Annotated in this window: 26 protein-coding genes; 16 read left to right on the top strand and 10 right to left on the bottom strand. The window is 69.9% G+C overall.

From position 1 onward, the window contains the following. Positions 1-10 precede the first annotated feature (10 nt). Genes DW306_RS20540 through DW306_RS20530 form a run of 3 tightly spaced genes read right to left on the bottom strand, consistent with a single transcriptional unit; the run spans position 11 to position 2275 of the window. Entirely contained in the window at positions 11-643 is a 633-nt protein-coding gene (locus DW306_RS20540) for a metal-dependent transcriptional regulator (protein WP_136057434.1), read from the bottom strand. A gap of 44 nt (positions 644-687) precedes the next feature. Further along, entirely contained in the window at positions 688-987 is a 300-nt protein-coding gene (locus DW306_RS20535; RefSeq protein WP_136057433.1) for a hypothetical protein, read from the bottom strand. Between the two features lie 37 nt (positions 988-1024). Then, positions 1025-2275: an Nramp family divalent metal transporter gene (locus tag DW306_RS20530; RefSeq protein WP_240747296.1), complete on the bottom strand. Its 1251-nt coding sequence runs from the start codon at positions 2273-2275 to the stop codon at positions 1025-1027. Positions 2276-2402: 127 nt separating this feature from the next. Between DW306_RS20530 and DW306_RS20525 the strand changes: the two genes are divergently transcribed. Beyond that, positions 2403-3071 carry an RNA methyltransferase gene (locus DW306_RS20525; RefSeq protein ID WP_136057432.1) on the top strand — a complete coding sequence of 223 codons (669 nt, stop codon included), beginning with the start codon at positions 2403-2405 and terminating at the stop codon, positions 3069-3071. Between the two features lie 68 nt (positions 3072-3139). After that, entirely contained in the window at positions 3140-3607 is a 468-nt protein-coding gene (locus DW306_RS20520) for a VOC family protein (RefSeq protein WP_136057431.1), read from the top strand. A gap of 135 nt (positions 3608-3742) precedes the next feature. On the opposite strand, the gene DW306_RS20515 is transcribed toward DW306_RS20520, so the two are convergent. Then, entirely contained in the window at positions 3743-5065 is a 1323-nt protein-coding gene (locus tag DW306_RS20515) for an MATE family efflux transporter (protein WP_136057430.1), read from the bottom strand. 47 nt (positions 5066-5112) lie between these two features. Here DW306_RS20515 and DW306_RS20510 point away from each other — a divergent pair, with 47 nt between their 5' ends. The 5 genes from DW306_RS20510 to DW306_RS20490 all read left to right on the top strand — a co-directional run bounded on the left by DW306_RS20510 (position 5113) and on the right by DW306_RS20490 (position 9268). Beyond that, positions 5113-5661: a DUF1992 domain-containing protein gene (locus DW306_RS20510; RefSeq protein ID WP_240747295.1), complete on the top strand. Its 549-nt coding sequence runs from the start codon at positions 5113-5115 to the stop codon at positions 5659-5661. Between the two features lie 25 nt (positions 5662-5686). Beyond that, a complete protein-coding gene (locus DW306_RS20505) occupies positions 5687-7651 on the top strand; it encodes a M13-type metalloendopeptidase (RefSeq protein ID WP_136057428.1) in 1965 nt (654 codons plus the stop codon). Positions 7652-7766: 115 nt separating this feature from the next. Next, positions 7767-8708 (top strand): serine hydrolase, encoded by a 942-nt coding sequence (locus DW306_RS20500; RefSeq protein ID WP_136057427.1) that lies wholly within the window; start codon positions 7767-7769, stop codon positions 8706-8708. Positions 8709-8736: 28 nt separating this feature from the next. Beyond that, complete coding sequence (locus DW306_RS20495) at positions 8737-9135, top strand: hypothetical protein (protein ID WP_136057426.1); 399 nt, start codon at positions 8737-8739, stop codon at positions 9133-9135. Continuing rightward, the gene (locus tag DW306_RS20490; RefSeq protein ID WP_205814223.1) at positions 9104-9268 is read left to right on the top strand and encodes a hypothetical protein; all 165 of its coding nucleotides are present in this window, start codon (positions 9104-9106) and stop codon (positions 9266-9268) included. Before DW306_RS20495 ends, DW306_RS20490 begins: the two co-directional genes overlap by 32 nt. Before the next feature lie 12 nt (positions 9269-9280). Here DW306_RS20490 and DW306_RS20485 read toward each other — a convergent pair whose 3' ends face one another. Further along, positions 9281-10660: an MFS transporter gene (locus tag DW306_RS20485; RefSeq protein WP_275092162.1), complete on the bottom strand. Its 1380-nt coding sequence runs from the start codon at positions 10658-10660 to the stop codon at positions 9281-9283. A gap of 122 nt (positions 10661-10782) precedes the next feature. Here DW306_RS20485 and DW306_RS20480 point away from each other — a divergent pair, with 122 nt between their 5' ends. From DW306_RS20480 to DW306_RS20470, 3 genes are read left to right on the top strand one after another with little or no spacing between them, the layout of a single operon-like run. Next, positions 10783-12117, top strand: coding sequence for an alpha-hydroxy-acid oxidizing protein (locus DW306_RS20480; RefSeq protein ID WP_136057424.1), 1335 nt, complete (start codon positions 10783-10785; stop codon positions 12115-12117). Further along, entirely contained in the window at positions 12114-12734 is a 621-nt protein-coding gene (locus DW306_RS20475; RefSeq protein ID WP_136057423.1) for a hypothetical protein, read from the top strand. Before DW306_RS20480 ends, DW306_RS20475 begins: the two co-directional genes overlap by 4 nt. A 48-nt stretch (positions 12735-12782) precedes the next feature. After that, the gene (locus tag DW306_RS20470; RefSeq protein WP_136057422.1) at positions 12783-13472 is read left to right on the top strand and encodes a GNAT family N-acetyltransferase; all 690 of its coding nucleotides are present in this window, start codon (positions 12783-12785) and stop codon (positions 13470-13472) included. Positions 13473-13481: 9 nt separating this feature from the next. On the opposite strand, the gene DW306_RS20465 is transcribed toward DW306_RS20470, so the two are convergent. Beyond that, on the bottom strand, positions 13482-14951 hold the full coding sequence (locus DW306_RS20465; RefSeq protein ID WP_136057421.1) for a peptide MFS transporter: 1470 nt from the start codon (positions 14949-14951) through the stop codon (positions 13482-13484). A 105-nt stretch (positions 14952-15056) separates the two neighbouring features. Between DW306_RS20465 and DW306_RS20460 the strand changes: the two genes are divergently transcribed. Both DW306_RS20460 and DW306_RS20455 read left to right on the top strand, forming a co-directional pair. Further along, positions 15057-16442 carry a glycine--tRNA ligase gene (locus tag DW306_RS20460; protein WP_136057420.1) on the top strand — a complete coding sequence of 462 codons (1386 nt, stop codon included), beginning with the start codon at positions 15057-15059 and terminating at the stop codon, positions 16440-16442. 120 nt (positions 16443-16562) lie between these two features. After that, positions 16563-17045 carry a hypothetical protein gene (locus DW306_RS20455; protein ID WP_136057419.1) on the top strand — a complete coding sequence of 161 codons (483 nt, stop codon included), beginning with the start codon at positions 16563-16565 and terminating at the stop codon, positions 17043-17045. 4 nt (positions 17046-17049) lie between these two features. Here DW306_RS20455 and DW306_RS20450 read toward each other — a convergent pair whose 3' ends face one another. Further along, positions 17050-18015: a WYL domain-containing protein gene (locus DW306_RS20450; protein ID WP_136057418.1), complete on the bottom strand. Its 966-nt coding sequence runs from the start codon at positions 18013-18015 to the stop codon at positions 17050-17052. 69 nt (positions 18016-18084) lie between these two features. Between DW306_RS20450 and DW306_RS20445 the strand changes: the two genes are divergently transcribed. Beyond that, the gene (locus DW306_RS20445; protein WP_136057417.1) at positions 18085-19236 is read left to right on the top strand and encodes an epoxide hydrolase family protein; all 1152 of its coding nucleotides are present in this window, start codon (positions 18085-18087) and stop codon (positions 19234-19236) included. 80 nt (positions 19237-19316) lie between these two features. On the opposite strand, the gene DW306_RS20440 is transcribed toward DW306_RS20445, so the two are convergent. After that, a complete protein-coding gene (locus DW306_RS20440; protein ID WP_136057416.1) occupies positions 19317-19892 on the bottom strand; it encodes an HhH-GPD-type base excision DNA repair protein in 576 nt (191 codons plus the stop codon). A gap of 27 nt (positions 19893-19919) precedes the next feature. Next, on the bottom strand, positions 19920-21242 hold the full coding sequence (locus DW306_RS20435; protein WP_136057415.1) for a glutamyl-tRNA reductase: 1323 nt from the start codon (positions 21240-21242) through the stop codon (positions 19920-19922). A 72-nt stretch (positions 21243-21314) separates the two neighbouring features. On the opposite strand from DW306_RS20435, the gene hemE reads away from it, so the two are divergent. Further along, the gene (gene hemE, locus DW306_RS20430; protein ID WP_136057414.1) at positions 21315-22340 is read left to right on the top strand and encodes a uroporphyrinogen decarboxylase; all 1026 of its coding nucleotides are present in this window, start codon (positions 21315-21317) and stop codon (positions 22338-22340) included. On the opposite strand, the gene DW306_RS20425 is transcribed toward hemE, so the two are convergent. After that, positions 22298-23221 (bottom strand): NAD(P)H-binding protein, encoded by a 924-nt coding sequence (locus tag DW306_RS20425; protein ID WP_136057413.1) that lies wholly within the window; start codon positions 23219-23221, stop codon positions 22298-22300. The two genes, hemE and DW306_RS20425, sit on opposite strands and share 43 nt — an antisense overlap. A 66-nt stretch (positions 23222-23287) precedes the next feature. Between DW306_RS20425 and DW306_RS20420 the strand changes: the two genes are divergently transcribed. Next, complete coding sequence (locus DW306_RS20420) at positions 23288-23620, top strand: metalloregulator ArsR/SmtB family transcription factor (protein ID WP_136057412.1); 333 nt, start codon at positions 23288-23290, stop codon at positions 23618-23620. Positions 23621-23645: 25 nt separating this feature from the next. Next, a partial coding sequence (locus DW306_RS20415) for an NAD(P)-binding protein (protein ID WP_136057411.1) occupies positions 23646-23931 on the top strand: 286 nt, incomplete at its 3' end.

The raw sequence follows: 23931 nt of genomic DNA, 5'->3' as shown, positions 1-23931 counted from the left end.
CGGCGGCGGGTCAGGCGGAGAGCCAGACCACGCCGTCGCTGCCGTCGGGGAGCGCGGTGTCCGTCGCACCCAGGCGCACGCCGGTGCCGGTCACGACGAGTGCGGTGCCGATCGTCACCCCTGCGCCCTCGAGCGCACGCAGCAGATCGGGATCGCGGTCGCTCACCCGCAGCACCCGGCCGGTGTGTCCGGCTGCGGCATCCGCGAGCAGGACGAAGGGTTCCCGCTCGACCGAGCCGTCGGCATCCGGGATCGCATCGCCGTGCGGATCGAACCGCGGCCGACCCAGACGCTCGTCGATGCCCTCCAGCAGGCGGTCGCTGATCGTGTGCTCGAGCACCTCGGCCTCGTCGTGCACCTCGTCCCAGCCGTAGCCGAACTCCTGCACCAGCCACGTCTCGATCAGGCGGTGACGGCGCAGCATCGCGAGGGCACGGTGCGCTCCGGCATCCGTCAGGCGCACAGCGCCGTAGGGCACGTGCGACACCAGGCCGGCCGCCGCGAGCTTCTTCACCATCTCGGTGACCGACGACGGGGCGATGCCGAGCTTCGCGGCCAGCACCGACGGGGTGATCGGCGCATCCTGCCATTCGGTGTGGGCGTAGACGGTCTTCAGGTAGTCGTCTGCTGCGGGGGAAGCCACGGGAGCCAGTCTAAATCAGGGGAATCGGTCGGATCGGGCGGGGTTCAGTTCGCGACGGCGACCAGCACGCCCCAGGCGACCTGTCCGGCGAAGAAGATGACGAGGAACCCGAGGAGCGCCGCCGCCAACGACAGCCGTCCGTCGTAGTCGGGCACCTGGGCGATGCCGATCTTCCGTGCGCGGAACGACAGCACGAGCGTGGCGATGCCGAGCACGAGCTGCACCCAGGGTCCGCCGAACGGCAGCACCTGCGGGAAGGCGACCAGCAGCCCGCCGATCACACCGGCGGCGAGTCCGCTCCAGCTGAGGATGCGGACGGTGCGGCGGGCGGTATCGACAGACATGCTGTCGAGCCTATCCGCGCCCCGGACGCCCTGAGTTTCAGGCGCCGCTGAGCACGAGCCAGAGCAGGGCGCCGTTGAGGGCGATCAGCAGAACGGATGCCACGATGCCGGCCGCGGTCGTCCAGACCCGGTTGGCCCAGGGCCCCAGCGTGCGCCGCTGTGCGGTCAGGGCCACCAGCGGGATGAGCGCGAAGGGGATGCCGAACGACAGCACGACCTGGCTGAGCACGAGCGCGAGCGTCGGGTCGACTCCGATCCCGAGGATCACGAGCGCCGGGATGAGCGTCACCAGTCGCCGTGCGAGCAGCGGGATGCGTACGTGCAGGAGTCCGTGCATGATCTCGGCGCCCGCGTAGGCGCCCACCGACGTGGAGGCGAGCCCTGACGCCAGAAGGCCGACGGCGAAGAAGGTGGCGACGACGGGCCCGAGCCCTGCCGCGAGGGCCGCATGGGCGCCCTCGAGCGAATCGGTGCCCTCGACGCCGGCGAGGTTCGCCGCCGCGAGCAGCAGGATGCCGAGGTTCACCGACCCCGCGATCACCATCGCGATCGAGACATCCCACCGGGTGGCGGTGAGCAGGCGGCGGATGCGCGAGGTCTCGGTGCGGGCGGCCTCGTCGCCGGCGTGCGCTGTCGTGGCGCCGAAGCGGTCGCGGGTCAGGGAGGAGTGCGCGTAGATCGCGTGCGGCATGATCGTCGCGCCGAGGATGGATGCCGCGAGCAGCACCGATCCCGTTCCCTCGAAACGGGGCACGAGGCCACTGACGACGCCCGCCGGATCCGGCGGCGCCACGAAGACGCCCGCGACGAACCCCACGGTGATGATGACCATCAGTCCGATGATCACGAACTCGAACGGCCGCGCGCCGCGACGGCTCTGCACCGCCAGCAGGACCATCGACACGGCGCCGGTGATGACGCCGCCGAGCAGCAGCGGGATGTCGAAGAGCAGATACAGCGCGACGGCGCCGCCGATGACCTCGGCGAGATCGGTCGCCATCGCCACGAGTTCGGCCTGCAGCCAGTATGCGCGGCGAGCCCACGGATGCCGCAGGCGCGAGCCCAGCACCTCGGGGAGGCTCTGCCCGGTGACCACGCCCAGCTTCGCCGAGAGGTACTGGATCAGCCATGCCATCACGTTGCCGGCGAGCACGACCCACACCAGCAGGTACCCGTACTGGGCGCCCGCGGTCATGTTGCTCGCGACGTTGCCCGGGTCGAGGTAGGCGACGCCTGCGACGAGGGCGGGTCCGAGGAGCCACAGGCTGCGGGGTGGGGCCGTGCGCACGGGGGGCGTCAACACCGACGAGGAACTTTTAGGCACACCGAAACCCTAGCGTGTTTTCGGTCGGCCTAAAAGTGGCGCCTGCGCACACGTGACCTCCACCGCGAGTGCTGCCGGATAGCCTGGCGGGATGGATGATCAGACGGCCCCCTCGGATGCCGAGACGTCGGCGCACACCGGGTCCGTGGCCCAGCCCGGGTACGGTGTCGGGCCCTGGCCGGGTGGGCGGGAGGCATGGCCCGACGACGACCGGTACGACCCCGAGCTGCTGACCGCGGGGGACACCCGCAACGTCATCGACCGGTACCGGTACTGGCGCATGGAGGCGATCGTCGCGGATCTCGACACGCAGCGGCATCCGTTCCACGTCGCGATCGAGAACTGGCAGCACGACATGAACATCGGGTCGATCGTGCGCAGCGCCAACGCGTTCCTCGCCGACACCGTGCACATCATCGGGCGCCGTCGGTGGAACAAGCGCGGGGCCATGGTCACCGACCGGTACCAGCACGTCGTGCACCATGAAGACGTCGAGACGTTCGCCGCGTGGGCCGCGAGCGAGGGCATCCCGATCATCGCGGTCGACAACGTCGAGGGCGCGGTGCCGGTCGACCGCGCCGACCTCCCGCGTTCGTGCGTCCTGCTGTTCGGACAGGAAGGCCCCGGGTTGTCTGCCGAGGCGCTCGCCGCGGCATCCGCCCACATCGAGATCACGCAGTACGGGTCGACGCGGTCGATCAACGCGAGCGCGGCGGCAGCCGTGATCATGTACGAGTGGTGCCGGAGATACGCGGACTGACGGCCGCGGAACCCCCTCGACAGGAGGTGGACCCGGGCGTAGCGTGAGTGCCGATCGAGGAGGTCGACATGACAGGCCCGGCACCCATCCGTCCCTATCTCTGGTTCCACGACTCCGCACAGGAGGCGATGGAGTACTACGTCTCGGTGTTCCCGAACTCGTCGATCGACCAGGTCACGCTGTACCCGGATGAGCACCTCAGCGAGCACTTCGAGGGCATGGGCGGGAAGGTGATCAACGGCGAGTTCACCCTCAACGGCGCGCGGTTCGGCTGCATCGACGGGGGACCGGCCTTCTCGTTCAACGAGGCCGTCTCCTTCGTAATCGAGTGCGCCGACCAGGACGAGATCGATCATTACTGGGCGGCGCTCTCCGCCGTGCCGGATGCCGAGGCGTGCGGCTGGTGCAAAGACAGGTTCGGCGTCAGCTGGCAGGTCGTCCCCGCCGGCCTCGATCGGCTGCAGCAGCGTCCGGAGCAGATTCAAGCCCTGATGCACATGAAGAAGATCGTGATCGCGGAGCTCGAGAGCGCCTGAGGAGGAGTTCTGTCCGCCGCGAAGCCGCTCGTGCCCCGACGTTTCGCGGAGCACCCGACGTTTTGCGGACGGATCATCGGGGATTTCTCCGTGAAACGTCATCGGCTCCGCGAAACGTCGCCGTAGCCGCGGGCGCTAGGCGCTCGCCGAGAGCCAGCGCCCCGACCGCACCCGCCAGCCGAGGGTCGCGAGTCGCGCCAGCAGGTACACGCCGAAGAAGGCGACGCCGAGCCACACGAGTCCGATGCTTCCGTCGACTCCGACGGCCGCGATGATCCACAGCGCCGGCAGGAACGGAACCAGATTCAAAACGCCCGCGAGCGCCAGGTAGCGTGCGTCGTTCGCCCCCATCAGCACGCCGTCGAGCACGAACACGACGCCGGCGATCGGCTGCGCGACGGCCAGCACGATCAGGGTCGGCTGCACGAGCGCGGCGATCCCGGGATCGCCGGTGAAGACGATCCCGAGCACCCCCGAGAGTGCGGCGATCAGCGCACCGACGGCGACACCGAACCACACGCCCCAGGCCACGGTGCGCCCGAGCACGCGATGCACCTGCTCCTCGTCGCCGGCGCCGAGTTCCTTTCCGATCAGCGCCTGCGCCGCGATCGCGAGGGCATCGAGCGCGAACGCCGCCGTCGAGAAGATGGTGAAGACGATCTGCCACCCCGCCAGCTCTTCTGTGCCGATCCCCGTGGCGACGGCGACCGTGACCAGCAGAGCGGCGCGCAGGCTCACGGTGCGCAGGAACAGCCAGCCGCCGGAGGTCGCGGTGCTCCGCATCCCCGCGCGCTGGGCGCGGAGCGACGCGCTGTGCCGTGTGGCCAGCCGGCGCACCACGAGCACGTACGCGGCGACCATGCCCCACTGCGCCGTCACGGTGCCGGCGGCGGATCCGGCGATGCCCCAGCCGAATCCGTAGATGAAGAGCCAGTTGAGCAGCGCGTTGGCGCCGAACCCGAGCCCGGCGATCCACAGAGGGGTGACGGTGTCCTGCATGCCGCGCAGCAGACCGGTCGCAGCGAACACGATCAGCATCGCCGGCAGGCCCCACATCGAGATGACGAGGTAGGCGTTCGCCTGCTCGGCGACCGCGTCGCCCGCTCCGAACAGCGAGACGAGCCAGGGCGACGCCACCGTGCCGACAGCCGCGAGCACCGCGCCGAGCGCGAGGGCGAGCCACATCCCGTTCACGCCCACCGACACCGCCTCCCCGGGCTGGCCGGCGCCGAAGCGACGCGCGACGGCCGGCGTGGTCGAGTAGGCGAGGAACACCATCAGCCCGACGATCGTCTGCAGCACGGCGCTCGCGATGCCGAGTCCGGCGAGGGGCGTCGTTCCGAGGTGCCCGACGAGAGCCGCGTCGACGATGAGGAACGCCGGCTCCGCGATCAGCGCGCCCAGGGCGGGGACGGCGAGGCGCAGGATCTCTCGATTGAGGGAGAGGCGCGCGGTCATCCTTCGAGCTTAGGGTGGAGGGAACTCGGATGCGGCGGAGGTGCATCATGACGGACCCACGGGAAGCGGCGGCGCGGTACCGCGCGGCGCAGCAGCAGGGCGCGACGGGAGACGACGACGAGGGGATCGCTCCGGGGGCGGGAGCCGCCGTCGATCGCGCGGCCTTCGTCGAGGCCGCGATCCAAATCGCGATCCGTCGCGGCGATTTCGACGATCTGCCCGGGGCGGGGAAGCCGCTGGAGGGTCTGGGCACGCATAATGACCCGGACTGGTGGATCCGCCGCAAGATCGAGTCCGAGAACCTCACCGGACTCGGCCCGCCCGCCATCCTGCTGCGCAACGAGGACCGTGAGCTCGACGACCAGCTCGATCTCCTCGGACGGGAATCCGATGTGCGCGAGGTGCTCGAGGACTTCAACCGACGGGTGATCGAAGCGCGCCGTCAGCTCCAGGGCGGGCCGCCCGTGGTCACGGCGCCGCGCGACATCGACGCGACGGTCGCGGCCTGGCGCGAGCGCCGTGCGGCCCGGCCGACGGCATCCGCTCCCGAGCAGCCCCGCCGTCGCCGTCGCTGGGGACTTCGCAAGGCCGAATGACGGAGGCGGGTCATAGGCTGTTCGCATGACTGACGTTCTTCCCGTGGGCCTCGCCCTTGATGAGTTCAGCTCCGACATCCGCCCGCAGGACGACCTGTACCGCCATGTCAACGGCGCCTGGCTCGCCCGCACCGAGATCCCCGGCGACAAGGCCCGCTGGGGATCATTCCACCTCCTGGCCGAGCAGGCCGAGAAAGACGTCCGCACGATCATCGAGGAATCGCAGGATGCCGAAGACGGCACCCTCGCCCGCAAGATCGGCGACCTGTTCGCGAGCTTCATGGACACCGCGCGCATCGACGCCGCCGGGGCCACGCCGCTGGCCGATACCCTCGCCGAGATCGACGCGATCGACGACATCCCTGCGTTCCTGCGCACGGTCGGCACCTACGACCGCGACGGTCGCGCGCACCTGATCGGCTTCTACGTCGACGGCGACCCGGGCAACCCCGAGCGCTACGTGCCGGTCATCCTGCAAGGCGGACTGTCGCTCCCCGACGAGAGCTACTTCCGGCTCGACACGTTCGCCGAGACCCGCGCCGCCTACCGCGCGCACCTCGAGCGGCTGCTCGCGCTCGCCGGGTTCGCGGATGCCGCCGCCCAGGCCGACCGCGCGATCGCGCTCGAGACCGAGCTGGCCGGGCATCACTGGGACAACGTGAAGAGCCGCGACGCGGTCGCCACCTACAACCTGAAGACCTGGGACGAGATCCAGGAGCTCGCTGGCGTCGACCTGACGCCGTGGCGCGACGCGGTCGCCCCGGCGTCCCCGGAGGCCTTCGACGAGGCCGTCGTCTCGCAGCCCAGCTTCCTCGAGGGTCTCGGAACGCTCCTCACCGCCGAGCGCCTCGACGACTGGAAGGCCTGGCTGCGCGCGCACGCCGTGCATGCGGCCGCGCCGTACCTGACCGACGACTTCGTGCAGGAGAACTTCTCGTTCTACGGCACTGAGCTCACCGGCGTCCCCACCATCCGCGAGCGTTGGAAGCGCGGCGTGTCGGTGACCGAGGGCGCGCTGAGCGAGGCGATCGGCAAGGTCTACGTCGAGCGCCACTACCCGCCGACGGCGAAGGCGGCCATGGACGAGCTCGTCGCCAACCTCATCGAGGCCTACCGCCAGAGCATCACCGAGCTGGAGTGGATGACCGCCGAGACGCGCGAGCGCGCCCTCGCGAAGCTCGATGCGTTCACGCCCAAGATCGGTCACCCGGTCGTCTGGCGCGACTACTCGAAGCTCGAGATCGACCGCGACGACCTGTTCGGCAACGTGCGGCGTGCAGCGATCTTCGAGCACGACCGTTCCGTCGCCAAGGTCGGGAAGCCGATCGATCGCGACGAGTGGCACATGCCTCCGCAGATGGTCAATGCGTACTACAACCCGTCGATGAACGAGATCGTGTTCCCGGCGGCGATCCTGCAGTACCCGTTCTTCGACGCCGAGCGCGATGCCGCGGCGAACTACGGCGGCATCGGCGCGGTCATCGGCCACGAGATCGGTCACGGCTTCGACGACCAGGGCAGCCGGTACGACGGCTCCGGACGCCTCGAGGACTGGTGGACGGATGCCGATCGCGCGGCGTTCGAGGAGCGCACCAAGGCGCTGATCGCGCAGTACGACGAACTGGTGCCCGAGGGGCTCGACGCCGCTCACCACGTCAACGGCGCTCTGACCATCGGTGAGAACATCGGCGACCTCGGCGGCCTGGGCATCGCGCTCAGGGCCTACGAGCTGTCGCTGGGCGGGGCGGAGGCGCCGGTGATCGACGGCTACACCGGCGTACAGCGCCTGCTGCTCTCGTGGGCGCAGGTCTGGCAGCAGAAGAGCCGCGATGCGGAGACCCTGCGGCTGCTGACGATCGACCCGCACTCGCCGAACGAGTTCCGCTGCAACCAGATCGTGCGCAACATCGACGCGTTCTATGAGGCGTTCGAGGTCAGCGACGCCGATGCGCTGTGGCTGCCGCGGGAGTCCCGGGTGACCATCTGGTGACCAATCACCGCAGTCTGTGAGGCATCCCCCGGCGGCGGGGTTACGATATCCCTGCCGCTGGGGAGCGCATCCTCTCGGCAACCCGCAATATCCCCATCCCCCCTAAGGATCACGCGTGGGCGCTCCCGAGCCTTTCGAAGGGTTCCGCAATTCCTCGGCATCGGCCCCGGCCGGTGGACGCCGCTCGCAGCGCGCCAGCAGAAGGCTTCCGCGTCGGGCCGCCGTCGGACGCCGCTCGTTCACGTCGACCCTCCGTTCGCTCGAGGAACTGGCGGATGCCGGGGCACAGGTCTCGGTGCACGTCGTCGACCTCGACAGTCATGTGCACGTGCTCTCCGGCGATGACCACGTCACGATGCCGGTCGCAGGACTGGGTGTCGTCCCGCTGCTGATCGAGGTCGCCGCCGGCTTCGAGAACGGCTCGCTGGATCCGTTGGAGATCGTCGACCGGTCCGTCGTCGAGGCGGTGGAGACGTCCGGGCTGTGGCGGAACCTGCACGCGCCGGCGCTGCCCCTCGAAGACCTCGCGGTGCTCGCGGCGACCGCCGGTGACCCGATCGCGGTGAACGCGCTGCTGCAGAAGGTCGGACACGATCGCGTGCGCCAGCGCATCGAGTCGCTCGGACTGCGTCGCACCGCGCTGCTCGACCGCTTCCGCGACCAGCGCGGACCCGATGACGCCCCGCAGGTCGCGGTCGGTTCCGCCCGGGAGCTCGCCGGTCTCTTCTCCGCGCTCGTGAACTCGCAGGTCGTCGACGCCGCCGTGAGCGCGCAGGTCTCGGAGTGGCTCAGCCTCAACCAGGATCTGAGCCTGGTCGCGGCATCCACGGGTCTCGATCCGTTCTCGCACGATCACGATGCGCACGGCCTGCTCTTCATCAACAAGACCGGCCGCGATCGCGGCGTCCGCGCCGAGGCGGGCGTGCTCGCCGGCCCGCGCGCGGGCGTCGCGTACTCGCTCATCGTCTGCTTCGACGACCTCTCGATCACCCATCGGCTGCGGGCGCACGATGCCTTCCGCGTGCTCGGGGTGGAACTCATGGAGTACACGCACTGACCCTGCGCCGTCTCGCTAGCATCGAGGGATGCCACGACCTGACTGGACTCCGCACCGCCGCGACGACGGCGAGCTGCTCGGCTGGATCCACCCCGAGGGCGACGACTGGGTGGCTGTCGACGTGCTCGGCCGCCCGGCATCCGGTGCGACGGAATGGCTCGACGCCGAGGCGGCGCTCGAGGAGCACGGCATCGCCTGGCTCGCCGATCCGTGGATGCTGGAGGGCGAGGGGGAACGCCCGCTGCGAGTTCGCATCCTCGAGGTCACACCCGACGAGGAGGATGCTCCGGGGCGGATCGTCGTGAAGATCGACGACTTCGGCGACATGACGCGTCCGGCCACCGCGCGGTTCGTGCTCGCCTGGCCGATCCCCGACCGGCTGCGTCCTCCGCGCGATGGAGACCCGGACCCGCGCGAGATACCCTGAGGGTGTTCGCACTACTCCCTGCATCCTCGGTGCGGGGGAGCGGATCTTCGACGGCGTGCCGACGCAGCAGCTGGAGCGCACGTCGGTGCGCGCGACCTCGCTCGTGACGCACGTCACCTATCGCCGCGTCTGAGCCGTCGCGGGGTCAGCCCGGCAGTGAGGGATGCTGCTCCGCGCTGCGCTGGCGCGGGATGAACAACGACAGCACGACGGCGATGATGCCCGCGGCGATCGCGAGCCAGAAGCACACGTCGAAGGCGGCGCGCGTGGGCATCGCGATGCCGCCGGCGTCGACGCTCATCGCCGCGAGGATGCCGCCCATGACCGCCGAGGCGCTGGAGGTGCCGACCGAGCGGAACAGCGCGTTCAGCCCGTTGGAGGCGCCGGTCTCGTTCGCCGGGACGGAGCGCATGATGATCATCGGCATGGCGGCGAAGGTGAATCCGATGCCCACGCCGATGAGGATGTTGGCGGCGAGGATGTGCCACACCTCGCTCGACCAGAGCAGCACGAAGAGGTAGGCGAGCACGATCGCGGTGGCGCCGATCGTGAACAGCGGGCGCGGTCCGACGGTGCGCTCGAGTCGTCCGGAGAGCGGTGAGATGACCATCATCACGAGCCCGGCCGGCATGACGACGAGCGAGGCGCCGACCATGTCGAGCCCGAAGCCCGAGCTCGCGACGGGCATCTCGAGCAGCTGCGGGAAGGTGATGTTCGAGCCGAAGAGCGCGAAGCCCATGCCGATCGCCGCGATGTTCGTGAAGAGCACGGCGGGCCGTGCGGCGACACGCAGGTCGAGCAGCGGATCCTTCGTGCGCAGCTGGTACCAGCCCCAGATCAGCAGCACGACGACCCCGCCGATGATGCAGGTGAGGGTGAGGGGCGCGGTCCAGCCCCATTCCGCACCGCGGGAGACGAAGAGCAGGATGCCGGTGAGGCCGATCGCGAGTCCGATGGCGCCGAGCACATCGAGGCGACCGGGGAAGCGCAGCACATCCTCGGGGACGACCGCCAGCACGAGGAGGAGGCCCGCGACACCGAGCACGGCGGCGAGCCAGAAGAGCATGTGCCAGTCGGCGTGCTCGGCGAGCAGCGCGGCGACCGGGAGCCCGATCGCACCGCCGACGCCCATGGTGGCGCTCATCAGTGCGACGGCGGTTCCGAGTCGCTCCGGCGGCAGTACATCGCGCATGATGGCGATGCCGAGCGGGACCACGCCGGTGACGGCGCCCTGCAGCGCGCGGCCGATGATGACGCCGACGATCGATCCCGACAGGGCGGCGACGAGCGAGCCGGCGATCAGCAGGGCCAGCAGCACGATCACCACGCGCCGCTTGCCGTACATGTCGCCCAGGCGGCCCGAGATCGGGGTCGCGACGGCGGCGACCAGCAGCGTGATCGTGACGACCCAGGTCGTGTCCTCGCGGGAGGCGTTCAGCAGCTGCGGCAGCTCGGCCTGCAGCGGCACGACCAGCGTGAACATGAACGACGAGCAGAGCCCGGCGAAGGCGAGGACGGCCACGATCGCCCATTTCGGCGGGGTTCTCGAGAGACGCTTTCTGGCCCTGTCCTCGTTCGCACCCACCGACCCAGGCTATCGGCGCCTCCGACACCCGAGGGCCGATCGGCCCTGACTAACATGTGGACATGGTCACGAGCAGCGTCGCTCCGGACGATCCCGCCGCCAGCCGCGGCATCTCCCGGCGCACCCAGTCCGACATCTACCGCGCCGGCATCAGCGGGACGAAGCCCGCCGTGCCGGTCGCCTCCGCCGCCTTGAAGTCCCAGGCGCGCAAGGCGCTGAGCGCCGAGGCCTTCGCGTACATCGCGGGAGGTGCGGGGGCCGAGCGCACCATGGCCGCGAATCGCGCCGCGTTCGGGCGCTGGCAGGTGTGGCCGCGGCCCCTGCGCGACGTGTCCGAGCGCGACCTGGGCGTGGACTTCCTCGGGAAGAGGCGCCCTTCGCCCCTCATCCTCGCCCCGCTCGGGGTGATGGAGATGGCGCACGCCGAGGCCGATCTCGCGGTGGCGAGAGCGGCGGCATCCGTCGGCGTGCCGTACACGCTGTCGAACCAGGCCTCGTTCCCGATGGAGCAGGTGGCGGATGCCGCGCCGCACGGCTCCCGCCTGTTCCAGCTGTACTGGTCGGCGTCCGACGAGCTGAATCGCTCGCTGGTCGCCCGCGCCGAGGCATCCGGCTGCGAGGCGATCGTGGTCACGCTCGACACGCATCTGCTCGGCTGGCGCACCCGCGACCTCGATCTCGCGTATCTGCCGTTCACGCGAGGCAGGGGGATCGCGCAGTACACGAGCGACCCGGTCTTCCAGCAGCTCGTGCGCGAGCGGGCGTCGGCCCCCAAGGCGGATGCCGCGGCCGTCAAGGTCACGCCGAAGGCGGTGGCGGCGGCTCTCACGATCGCCCGCAAGGGAGCCCCGCTCACGGGAGGAGGCTCGCTGCGCGACAACCTGCGCTCGCCGCTGCCGCGTGCGGCGGTCGAGACCTTCCTCGACGTGTTCTCCACCCCGGCTCTCACCTGGGGCGACCTGGCGAAGGCGCGCGAATGGACGAGCCTGCCGATCATCCTCAAGGGGATCGTGCACCCCGACGACGCGCAGAGCGCCCTGGACGCGGGAATCGACGGCATCTGGATCTCGAACCACGGCGGTCGCCAGATCGACCAGTCCGTGCCCACCCTCGCCGTGCTCCCCGAGATCGCCGAGCGCGTGGCCGGGCGGGTGCCGATCATCTTCGACTCCGGCGTGCGGGGTGGGGCGGATGCCGTGATCGCCCTCGCACTCGGCGCCACGATCGTCGCCCTCGGCCGACCGTACGCGTACGGCCTCGGGATCGCGGGCGAGACCGGTGTGCGCGAGGTCATCCGGAACGTGCTCGCCGAGCTCGACATCACACTCGGCCTGGCGGGCCTGACCTCGGTGTCGCAGCTCGATCGGGATGCGCTGCGTGATTCCATGGGGGCATGAGCGACGAGGCCCCCTTCGAACAGCATCCCGCAGACACCGACTTCCACCGCCGCCTCCCGATCGGCGAGGCGCTGGACGCCTCCGCCATCACGGACGGATTGCCGTGGGCGTTCGAGCAGATCACCATGCGGCCTCTCGAGCCGATGCTCGTGCCCGAGAAGCCGCGCGGGGGCGAGCTCGACCCGCGGGAATGCGGGCACTGCGGTCCGAGCGAGCACACGATCTGGCACGACGATCTCTGGCAGGTGAGAGCGGGGTGGGACGTCGGCGGGCTGCCGTTCATCGGCGGGGTGGCACCGCGAGACCATTGGCTGCTCGAGAACGCTCCGACCGAGGTGCTCGCACCACTGGGGCCGCTCATGCAGCGGGTGTCGCAGGCGGTCAAGAGCGTCCCGGGCGTCGCCCGCTGTCACTTCGGCCGCTGGAACGACGGTTCGGCGCACATGCACATGTGGGCGATGGGTCGTCCTGCGGGCATGATGCAGGGTCGAGGAGCCGTGCTCGCATTCTGGGACGAGATCCTTCCTCCCCTGCCGCAGGAGATGGCTCAGGAGCACCTGCGCATCGTCGCCGAGGCGCTCGCCGCGGGTGGCGGGGAGGCATTCCCCTACCGATGATCGCGGGTCCGATTCCTCGAACGGGCCGAGGAGGGGCAGACTGGGTTCGTGCGAACCATCCGCGATCTCGACACCGTTGAACTCATCCTCGACGCGCAGGGCCTGCTCGACTCCATCCGGGGTCCGCAGCGCGTGGTGGATGCCGGCACCCTGCGCGCCCTGCAGCAGTCGGGCAACTACGTCGTCGGCTTCTTCGACGGCGAGGGCGACGACGAGCGCATGGTCGGCGCGTCGATCGCCTTCTTCGGCGAACCGGCCCGGCGCGCGATGCACTCGCACATCACCGCGCTGCTGCCCGAGTTCCGCGGTCGCGGCTGGGGTCGCGAGCTCAAGGAGCACCAGCGCCAGTGGGCGTTCTCGCGCGACGTCGGCCGCATCACCTGGACGTTCGACCCGCTCGTGGCCCGCAACGCGCACTTCTTCTTCACGGTGCTGGGAGCCCGCGCGACCGGGTACTCGGTGAACCGCTACGGCATCTTCGGCGGCGGCGACGCGGGCGACGAGAGCGACCGGCTCGACGTCGAGTGGGCGCTCGCGGACATCGCGAAGCCCCCGGCATCCGACACGGTCGTCGAGACCCTCGAGATCCCGGCCGACATCGAGTCCCTGCGTGAGACCGACCCGGCCGCCTCTCACGAATGGCGCACCCGCCTGCGCGGGGAGATGGAGGAACTGCTCGGACGCGGCCTCCGCATCGCCGGCTTCGACGTCGAGCGGGGCTACCTCTTCACGGCGTAGGAGCTGCTCTCAGCGCACACCGCGCATGAGCTTCAGTACCGGCTTCACAGCCAGCAGCAGACCGATCCCGACGACGATCGCGATGGCGCCGAGGATCGAGAAGAACGGCACCTCGTTCTCGGGGTCGTAGAAGGCGACGAGCTGCCCCGAGATCGCGGTGCCCAGAGCGACCGACAGGAAGAACAGCGCCACCATCTGCGTCTGGAACACGGCCGGAGCGAGCTTCGTGCTCGCCGACAGGCCGACGGGCGACAGCAGCAGCTCGGCGACGGTGAACACGAACAGGATGCCCACGATCGCCAGCACCGGCGTGGTGTTCTCGCCGCCGCCCGAGAACGGGAGGAACAGCAGGAATGCGGATCCCATGATGATCGCGGCGAGGCCGAACTTCACCGGGGTGGAGGGCTGACGCTTGCCGAGTTTCGTCCAGAGGGCGGCGAAGACGCCCGACAGGATGATGATGAAGACCGGGTTGATCGACTGCACCCACGAGACCGGCATCTCCCAGCCGAAGAGCGAGCGGTCCAGGCGCTTGTCGGAGTAGATCGTCAGCACCGTGAACTGCTGCTGGTACAGCGACCAGAACGCGACGCTCGTGATGAACAGCGGCACGAACGCCCAGACGCGTGAGCGCTCGGTCGCGTCGATCCGCGGGCTGCGGAGGATCACCGCGAAGTAGGCGATCGCGGCGACGACCGTGACCGCGATGACGATGACGGCGAGGTTGTCCGCGCGGATGACCCCGATGAGGACGAGCACGGCGATCAGTGCGACGGCGGCGATCGCGATGATCACGACGAGACGGTAGCGGGACGCCGGCAGCGGGTTGGGAACGGCGCGGGCGGCGGCGGGAAGCGATCGTCGGCCGAACGAGTACTGCACCAGGCCGAGGGCCATGCCGACCGCTGCGAGTCCGAAGCCCCAATGGAAGCCGAGGGTCGACTGCAGGATGCCGGTGAGGATCGGTCCGAGGAAGGCGCCGAGGTTGATGCCGAGGTAGAAGAGAGAGAACCCGCCGTCGCGACGCGTGTCGTCCGGGGCGTAGAGGGTTCCGACGACCGACGTCGCGTTGGCCTTGAGTCCGCCGGACCCGAGAGCGACGAGAACCAGTCCGACGCCGACGCCGAGCACGCCGGGAATCAGTGCGAGAGCGATATGGCCGGCGACGATCACGATGGCACTGAAGAACAGCACCCGCTCCGATCCGAAGAGCCGGTCGGCGAGCCAGGCGCCCAGGATCGTGGCGAGGTAGACGGACCCGCCGTAGGCGCCCACGATGCCGCCGGCGACCGCCTCGGGGATGCCGAGGCCGCCCTGCGTCGCCGAGTAGTACAGGTAGATGAGCAGGATGCCCTGCATGCCGTAGAAGCTGAACCGCTCCCACATCTCCACGCCGAAGATGTGGACCAGCGACCAGGGGTGTCCGAAGAAGCGGGTGTCCTCGTCGCGGATGCGGGGGGCCGGCTGCGCTGCGCTCATGCCACGACCGTACTCTTCGACAGGCTCAGGGACCCAGCGGCACCGCGGATAGAATGAGAGTGCCCGTGCTCACGGGTTCTCCCGCATCCGACCATTGGAGCCACCATGGCCGAACAGTCCCGCCTCGACAAGGTCATCGCCCTCGCCCGCCACCGCGGGTTCGTGTTCCAGGCCGGTGAGATCTACGGCGGTTCGCGGTCGGCATGGGACTACGGCCCCCTCGGTACCGAGCTCAAGGAGAACATCCGTCGGCAGTGGTGGCAGACGTTCGTGCGCGGCCGGGGCGACATGGTCGGCCTCGACTCGAGCATCATCCTGCCCAAGCGCGTGTGGGAGGCGTCGGGCCACGTCGCCACCTTCACCGACCCGCTGGTCGAGTGCCTGCAGTGCCACAAGCGCTTCCGGGCCGACAACCTCATCGAGGACTTCGAGGCGCGCAAGGGCCGCAAGGCCGAGAACGGTCTCGCCGACATCCCCTGCCCCAACTGCGGCACGAAGGGCCAGTACACCGAGCCCAAGGCCTTCTCCGGCCTGGTGAAGACCTACCTCGGCGTCGTCGACGACGAGTCCGGCCTGTACTACCTGCGACCCGAGACCGCGCAGGGCATCTTCGTGAACTTCTCGAACGTGCTCACCGCCAGCCGAAAGAAGCCGCCGTTCGGCATCGGCCAGGTCGGCAAGGCGTTCCGCAACGAGATCACCCCCGGCAACTTCATCTTCCGCACCCGCGAGTTCGAGCAGATGGAGATCGAGTTCTTCACCCCGCCCGCCGAGGCGCAGCAGTGGTTCGACCACTGGGTGGAGGCCTGCTGGAACTGGTTCATCGATCTCGGCATCGACCCCGCGAACATGCGCCAGTTCGACGTGCCGGAAGACGACCGCGCGCACTACTCCGCCGGCACCATCGACGTCGAGTACAAGTTCGGCTTCGCGGGCAAGGAGTGGGGCGAGCTCATGGGCGTCGCGAACCGCACCGACTACGACCTGTCCAGCCACAGCGAGGCCTCGGGTCAGAGCCTGACGTACTTCGACCAGGCCACGGGCGAGCGCTACACCCCGTACGTGATCGAGCCGTCGTTCGGTCTCACCCGCGCCATGATGGCCTTCCTCGTCGACGCGTACCGCGAGGAGGAGGTGCCGAACGCCAAGGGCGGCACCGACGTGCGCACCGTGCTCAAGCTCGACCCGCGTATCGCTCCGGTCAAGGCCGCGGTGCTGCCGCTCTCGCGCAACGAGCGGCTGTCGCCTCTCGCCCGCGAGGTGGCCGACACGCTGCGCAGCTCGTGGGCCGTCGACTTCGACGACGCCGGCGCGATCGGTCGTCGATACCGTCGCCAGGACGAGATCGGCACCCCGTTCTGCGTCACGGTCGACTTCGACTCGCTCGACGACCACGCTGTCACCGTGCGCGACCGCGACACGATGGCGCAGGAGCGTGTCTCGATCGACGAGCTGCACGCGTACCTGGCGGAGCGTCTCCGGGGGGCCTGACCCGGATCTTGCCGAGCCGCCCCCCTACGTACGAACCGGCCCCCTGCGAGCGTTTACAGGGGGCCGGTTCGCGTCGAAAGCACCGGGTCGGCGGGATGCCGTCGCCGCTATGCTGACGGCATGATCGCGGAGTGGAGCGAGTTCAACGTCGCCATGGCGGGGGCCACCGCCGCTCTGGTCGGCCTCGTGATCGTCGCCTCCAGCGTGAACATCGGCGAGATCATCAAATCGCGCACGCTCACGGCCCGATTGCTGGCCGGGATCGCGGCGCTGGTCCTGGCTCTCACCGTCTCGGCGCTCGGGCTCGTGCCCGAGATCGACGCGGCCTGGTTCGGCACCCTGACGATTCTGGTCACCCTCCTGGCTTCGGTCTTCCAGGTGCATGCGACGCGGCTCATCGCCACGGATCCGGACCCCGCCGATCGGGCACGCCCGCTGAAGTACCTCGTCGGATTCCTGCCGATCGTCGCCTACCTCGTCGCCGGTGTGCTGGTCTTGGCCGGGCACCCGGCCGGTCTGTACCTCGGCGCGGCCGGATGTCTGCTGGCGATCGTGTCGGCGATCATCGTGTCCTGGGTTGCGCTGGTCGAGGTGCTCCGCTGAGCGCTCAGGAGCGGGCCGACCCCGCGACCGCTCGCGCATAGCGCTCCGACAGCACCTGCAGTCGGGGAATGAGTTCGGGCGGGGATTCGACGGTGAAGTCCATCATCAGCATCCCGATGTAGGCGGCGACCGTGTCGAGGCTGTCGGCCCCGGTCACCAGCACGCAGTGGTTCTCGTCGATCGGCTCGACCGCACCCACCGCGGGATGGATGCGGTCGAGCACCTGCTGCGTGGGCGCGTCGATGAGCAGACGCGCGTGCACCTTCCATCCGCTCTCGGCGATCGTGCGCATCATGAACGCGGTGTAGTCCCCACCGGGAAGCGGCTGCGGTTCGAAGCGGCGTCGCGTCGGCATCCGCAGTTCCATCCAATCCACGCGGTAGGTGTGCCAGTCGCCGGTCTGCGGATCGCGACCGACGAGGTACCAGCGTCGGTGCCAGGTCAGCAGCCGGTACGGCTCCACGAGCACGGGCGAGTCCTGGTAGTCGAACCGCAGCCACTCCTCGTTGCGGATCGCGCCGGCGATCTCGCGCAGCACGGTCGCGTCGACCTCGGGATCGGGAGCGTCGGTGTCGTTGTTCTCGGGGGCGCGGTCGATGGTCGACTTCAGGGCGTCGACCACGGGACGCAGGTGCGACGGCAGCACCTGCTCGAGCTTGGCGAGGGCCCGGGCGCCGGACTCCTCGACGCCGGCGATTCCCGCTGCGGCACGCAGCCCCACCGTGACCGCGACGGCCTCGTCGTCGTCGAGGAGCAGTGGCGGCAGCTTTCCGCCGGCGCCGAGCCGGTAGCCGCCGATGGCTCCGCGCGCGGCATCGACGGGATAGCCGAGTTCGCGCAGCCGATCGACATCGTGCCGGATGGTCCGCGTCGAGACCCCGAGGCGCTCGGCGAGGTCGCGTCCGGAGCGCTCCGGCCCGGTCTGGAGGAGCGCGAGCAGAGCGAGCAGGCGTGCGGTCGGATCGGCCATGACGACTCCTCGGAATGAATGCTTTTATTAGGAACGTATCCTACCTAATAGGCTCGTATCGTCGAAGACATGAACAACACAACCGCTCCCCTCAGCATCCGCCCCTTCACCGTCTCGGTCTCCGACGCCGAGGTCGCCGATCTCCAGGATCGCCTCGCCCGCACCCGCCTGCCGCAGCCGTCGCCGACGGACGACTGGGATGCCGGCACCCCCAACTCCTACCTCCGCGAGGCCGTCGAGGCCTGGCGCTCGTTCGATTGGGCCGCTGCTCAGGACCGGATCAACGCGGTCCCGCACTTCACGACCGAGATCGACGGACAGACGATCCACTTCATCCACGTCCGCTCCGCGGAGGAGGGCGCGACGCCGCTGCTGCTCGCCCACACCTACCCGGGCTCGGCCGTCGACTACCTCGACGTGATCGACCGGCTCGTCGACCCGGTGGCGCACGGCGGCCGCGCCGAAGACGCGTTCGACGTGGTGATCCCGGATGCCCCCGGCTACGGGTTCTCGCAGCCGCTCTCGTCCGCGGGCTGGAACACGGCCAAGGTCGCCGCGGCCTACGACCAGCTCATGCGCGGCCTGGGCTACGACAGCTACGGCATCCACGGATCCGACAACGGCGCCATGGTCGCCCGCGAGCTCGGGCTCCTGAACCCGGACGGCTTCCTCGGCCTGCACGTGCTGCAGCTGTTCTCGTTCCCGTCGGGCGACCCGTCCGAGTTCGAGCGGCTCGAGCCGCAGGACTACGCCGGCCTCGAGCACATGCAGTGGTTCCAGTCGGTCGGCGGCTACAACACGATGAACTCCTCGCGCCCGCAGACGGTCTCGGTCGGCATCAGCGACTCGCCGATCCGACTCCTCGCTTACAGCGAGCTGTTTAACTCGTTCGGCAACGGCACCTCGCTCGTCACGCTCGAGCAGATCCTGCTCGAAGTCAGCGTGAACTGGTTCGCCAACGCGGCATCCGGAATGAGCCGCAGCTACCTCGAGAACGCCCGGGCGGATGCCGGGGAGGACGCGGCTCCGCAGATCAACGCCGCCCCGACCGGAGTCGCGGTGTTCAAGGACGACTTCCAGACGATCCGGGTGTTCGCCGACCGCGACAACTCGAACATCGTGCACTGGAGCCGCTTCGACGAGGGCGGGCACTTCGCGGCCCTCGAGCGTCCGGACCTCGTCGCCGGCGACATCCGCACGTTCTTCGCCGGACTGCGCTGAACGAATCGCTGAGTCCGCGTGGATCAGAAATGCCGCTCACACGACGTCGTGAGCGGCATTTCTGATCCACGCCGTTGCTGTCAGGCCTTCGGCTGCTTCGCGGCGGCCTTCATCGCCTTCTTGTGCTCGCGGACCTTCGTCAGCGATTCGGGGGAGACGATGTCGGCCACGCTGCGGAACGATCCCTCGTCACCGTAGGCGCCGGCGGCCTCGCGCCAGCCCGCGCCCGTGAAGCCGTACTGCTTGCCGAGGAGGGCGAGGAAGATCTTCGCCTTCTGCTCGCCGAAGCCGGGGAGCGTCTTCAGGCGCTTCAGCACCTCGGCGCCGTCCGGATCCCCCTGGGTCCAGAGCGCGCTGGCGTCCCCGCCCCAGTCGTCGACGAGCGTCTGGCACAGCGTCTGCACGCGCGTGGCCATCGATCCGGGGAAGCGGTGCACGGCGGGTGTCTGTTTGAAGGCCTCGAGGAACTCGTCCGGGGCCATGCTCGCGATCGCGGCGGCATCCGTCGCTCCCGTGCGCTGCTCGATCTTGAGCGGGCCGGCGAACGCGGTCTCCATCGGGACCTGCTGATCCAGCAGCATCCCGACCAGCAGAGCCAGCGGGTTCTCGGTGAGCAGCTCGTCGGCGGCGGTGTCTCCGGTGATGTGAAGGGCCATGCCTCAAGTCTCCCACCGGGGAGGGCGTTACGCGATCGAGGACTGGGTACCGGGTTCGTTCGCCTCCGCCGCGGGCACGATGCCGTAGAGCGTGCCGAGGGCAGCAGCGAACTCGTCGGCGCGACCGGCGGCGGCGAGCTCATGCGCGCGCGTCGTCGGAGTGTGCAGCAGCACTCCCGAAAGGTGACGGAGGGCCTGCTCGACGCGGCCGTCTTCGTCGCCTCGGGCGCGGGCGCGGGCGATCTCGGATTCGAGCAGCGTGAAGATGTGCGTGCGCAGCGCGACCACCGAGGGGGTCACGCTCTGCCGGGCGCCCACCACGTGGAACGTGTCGGCGGCCTCGCGCACGACGCTGCGCGCCGCATCCGTCGCCTGCAGCTCTTCGAGCGGGGCGTGCAAGCGGATCGTCTCGAGGTCGAGCAGGGCGACGCCGTCGAGAGCGCCGACGGCCGGGTCGACGTTGCGCGGCATGCCGAGGTCGACGACGAGCTGCTGGGCGTGCGATCCCGAGCCGGCCGAGGGAACCGGGCATCCGACGGCGGCGACGCCGACGGGGTGCTGCAGGTGCTCCGGTCCGAGCACGGGCTCGGTCGCGGTCGTGCAGGTGATGAGCAGGCTGGAGTGCGCGGCGGTGCGCGCGTACTCGGCCGCGCTGATCGGACGGATGCCGTGCTTCGCGGCGAACACCTCGGCGCGGCCCGAAGGGGAGTAGACGGAGATGTCGACGGCACCGCGCTCGCGCAGGGTGGCGAGGGTGACGGCGGCGTAGGCGCCCGTGCCGACGAGCAGCACACGCTCCGCGGACCAGTCGGCGATGCGGCTGTCGGCGAGCTCCAGGGCCAGACGCACCAGCGAGCGGCCGGCGCGACCGAGGGCCGTGACGTTCTTGACCTTGCGCTGCGCCTGGCTCGCGCGCTGGAAGAGCCGCTCGAGCTCGGGGGAGGTCGTGCCGTCCTTGCGGGCCGTCTTCAGAGCGCGGCGCACCTGGCCCGCGATCTCGCCTTCGCCGGACACGACGGATTCCAGACCGGACGCGACCGAGAACAGGTGCTCGGCGACACGGCGGCCCGAGTGCACGGTGTACGCGCCGTCGAACTCCGCGGCGGCCACACCGGTGGTGGCCTCGACGGCCTCGATCACGGCTTCGACCCCGATGGCGCCGGCGGCGGTGACGGGCTCGTCCATCTCGACGTAGGCCTCGAAGCGGTTGCAGGTCGCCAGAACGACCGCACCCTGCACGCACGGCGTCATGTCCACGAGCGTGGAAGCGACGTCGTCGGGGGTGCGGCTCAGGCGTTCGAGCAATTCGAAGGAGGCGGTCTTGTGACTCGCCGTGACACACAGCAGCACCCCACGATTCTACCCGCCTCGGCGGGGCGCCGTCTCCGCGCGCTCATCACGACCGGATGGGAGGATGGAGGCATGGCCCTCTCCGACGCTCCGCTGCTGCGCGCCCTCGCCGGCATCCGCCCCGATCGCACCCCGGTGTGGTTCATGCGTCAGGCCGGCAGGTCACTGCCCGAGTACCGCGAGCTGCGCGTCGGCACGCGGATGCTCGACGCCTGCCTCACTCCGGACCTCGCGGCCGAGATCACCCTGCAGCCGGTGCGCCGTCACGGCGTCGACGCCGCGGTGTTCTTCAGCGACATCGTCATCCCGCTGCGGCTCGCCGGTGTCGATGTGGAGATCGAGCCGGGGCGCGGACCGGTGTTCGCGAACCCGGTGCGCACAGCATCCGATGTCGAGCGGATCACCGCCATCGACCCCGATTCGCTCGACGGCACGGCCATCGCCGAGGCGGTCCGTCTCGTCACCGCCGAGCTCGGAGACACCCCGCTCATCGGGTTCGCCGGTGCACCGTTCACGCTGGCCGCGTACCTCGTCGAGGGCGGCCCGTCGAAGGAGCATCTGCGCGCCCGAGCAATGATGCACGCCGACCCCGACTCGTGGAACCGTCTCGCCGGCTGGCTCGCCCGCGTCTCGCGGCGGTTCCTCGAGACGCAGCGTGACGCCGGAGCATCCGTCGTGCAGCTCTTCGACAGCTGGGCGGGCTCGCTGAGCCCGGCCGACTACCGGGCGTTCGTCGCACCCCACTCGCACGCGGCGCTGGAGGGCATCGGCATCCCGTCGATCCATTTCGGTGTCGGCACCGGTCCGTTCCTGGCCGACATGCGCCTCGACGGCGTGGCCGACGGTGTCGGAGTCGACTGGCGCCAGCCGCTCGACGAGGCCGCGGCGATCGTCGGTCCCGACGTGACCCTGCAGGGCAACATCGATCCCGCGCTGCTCTCGGCGCCCTGGCCAGTGCTGGAGGCGCACGTGCGCGACGTGCTCGCACGCGGCCGCGCGGCGCGCGCCCACATCGTCAACCTCGGTCACGGCGTGCCGCCGGAGACCGATCCCGATCAGCTCACCCGCATCGTCGAACTCGTCCACGCCGAGCGCTGAATCCGTCGCGCGAGCCGCAGATCGGAGAGGCCGAACCGTCCGTCGGGGAGTGCCGCGCGGATGCGCTCGTCACTGAACGGGCGCGAGGGGCGGATCTCGAGCGGCACCTCGGGCGCCGGGGGAGCGGGCTCGCTCACGCCCTCGGCCAGCATGCGCGCCTGGGCCTTCGCGACCAGCGGCACCACCATCGTCCACTCGGTGACCTGAGCGAGCATGCGCACGATCCACGTCGGCACCGGGAGGAACGCAGGACGGCGTCCGGCGACGCGGGCGATCCGGCGGATGGCCTCGCCGAGGGTGACCTCGTCGACCCCCATCACGGCGACCGTCGGTTCGGGGATGCGGCCCTCGAGGGCCGCGACCAGCACGTCGACCGCGTCGTCGATCGGGACGGGTCGGGCGGTGCGCTCGCGGTAGCCGACGGTCCAGAACAGGGGCAGTGTCCGCACGGCCCGGGTGACATGGTCGACCATGTGATCGCCGGGACCGTAGATCATCCCGGCCTTGAGGATGGTGTGCGGGATGCCGGAACGACGGACGATCTCCTCCGCCTCCCACTTCGACTCGTGATAACCGGAGCCGCAGTCGGGTCGAGCGCACAGGAAGCTCACCAGGACGATGCGCCGGACCCCGGCGCATCGAGCGGCCTCGACCACCGCCGCGGTGCCGTCGACGTGCACGCGCCGGAACGTCTGATCGCCGATCTCGCGGTTGATCCCGGCGCAGTGCGCCACCGCGTCGCAGCCCTCGAACGCGGCGGCGAGTGCGTCGACGTCGGTGATGTCGACGCCGCTGCGACGCGAGATCACCACCGCATCGTCGAGGCGTGCGGCCAGGTTCCGTCCGACGAATCCGCTGCCGCCCGTGATCGCCACCCTCATGCTGCGCTCCCTCGCTTGTGAGCTACTCGGCTAAATAGTATCTAGCAGGAGTGCTATATTGCAAACATGGCAGACAGCGCGTCAGACATCTTCGCCGCCCTCGCGCACCCCACCCGTCGGCAGATCCTGCAGGACCTCAAGGATGGCGAGCTCGCAGCCGGTGAGATCGCGTCGAGGTTCTCCGCCAGCGGCCCGACGATCTCCCGACACCTGAGCGTTCTCCGCCAGGCGGGTCTCGTGACCGAGCGGCGCGACGCCAACCGCATCCTCTACTCGCTGGTCGGCGAGCGGCTGGCCCTCTCGGTCGGCGACTTCCTCTCGACCGTCTGCCCCGAGCAGATCGTGCTCCGCGAGGTGCGCAAGCGCGGCCGCGGGAGCGCCGCGCCCGTCGAGGCCTGATCGTCGCGATGGGAGAATCGACGGTATGACCGCCGACCCCGCCCACGAACCCGCCGCTCTCGCCGCCCGCGCCGCCGACACGCATGTCGTGGTGATCGGCGGAGGCATCGGGGGCCTGATCGCCGCTCGCGAGTGCGCGAAGGTCGGCATGCGGGTCACCATGCTCGAAGAGACGGAGGCCGTCGGCGGGGCGATCCGCCGGGCCGACCTCGGCGGGGTAGTGGTCGACGCGGGCGCCGAGAGCTTCGCGACCAGGGGCGGCCACGTGCGCGCGCTGCTGACGGAGCTCGGCCTCACCGACCGGGTCGTCG

This window comes from Microbacterium sp. K24, assembly GCF_004794465.1.
Classification (GTDB): Bacteria; Actinomycetota; Actinomycetes; order Actinomycetales; family Microbacteriaceae; genus Microbacterium.
The sequence above is the reverse complement of the archived record's forward strand: the minus strand, read 5'-3'. Positions and strand labels throughout refer to the sequence as shown.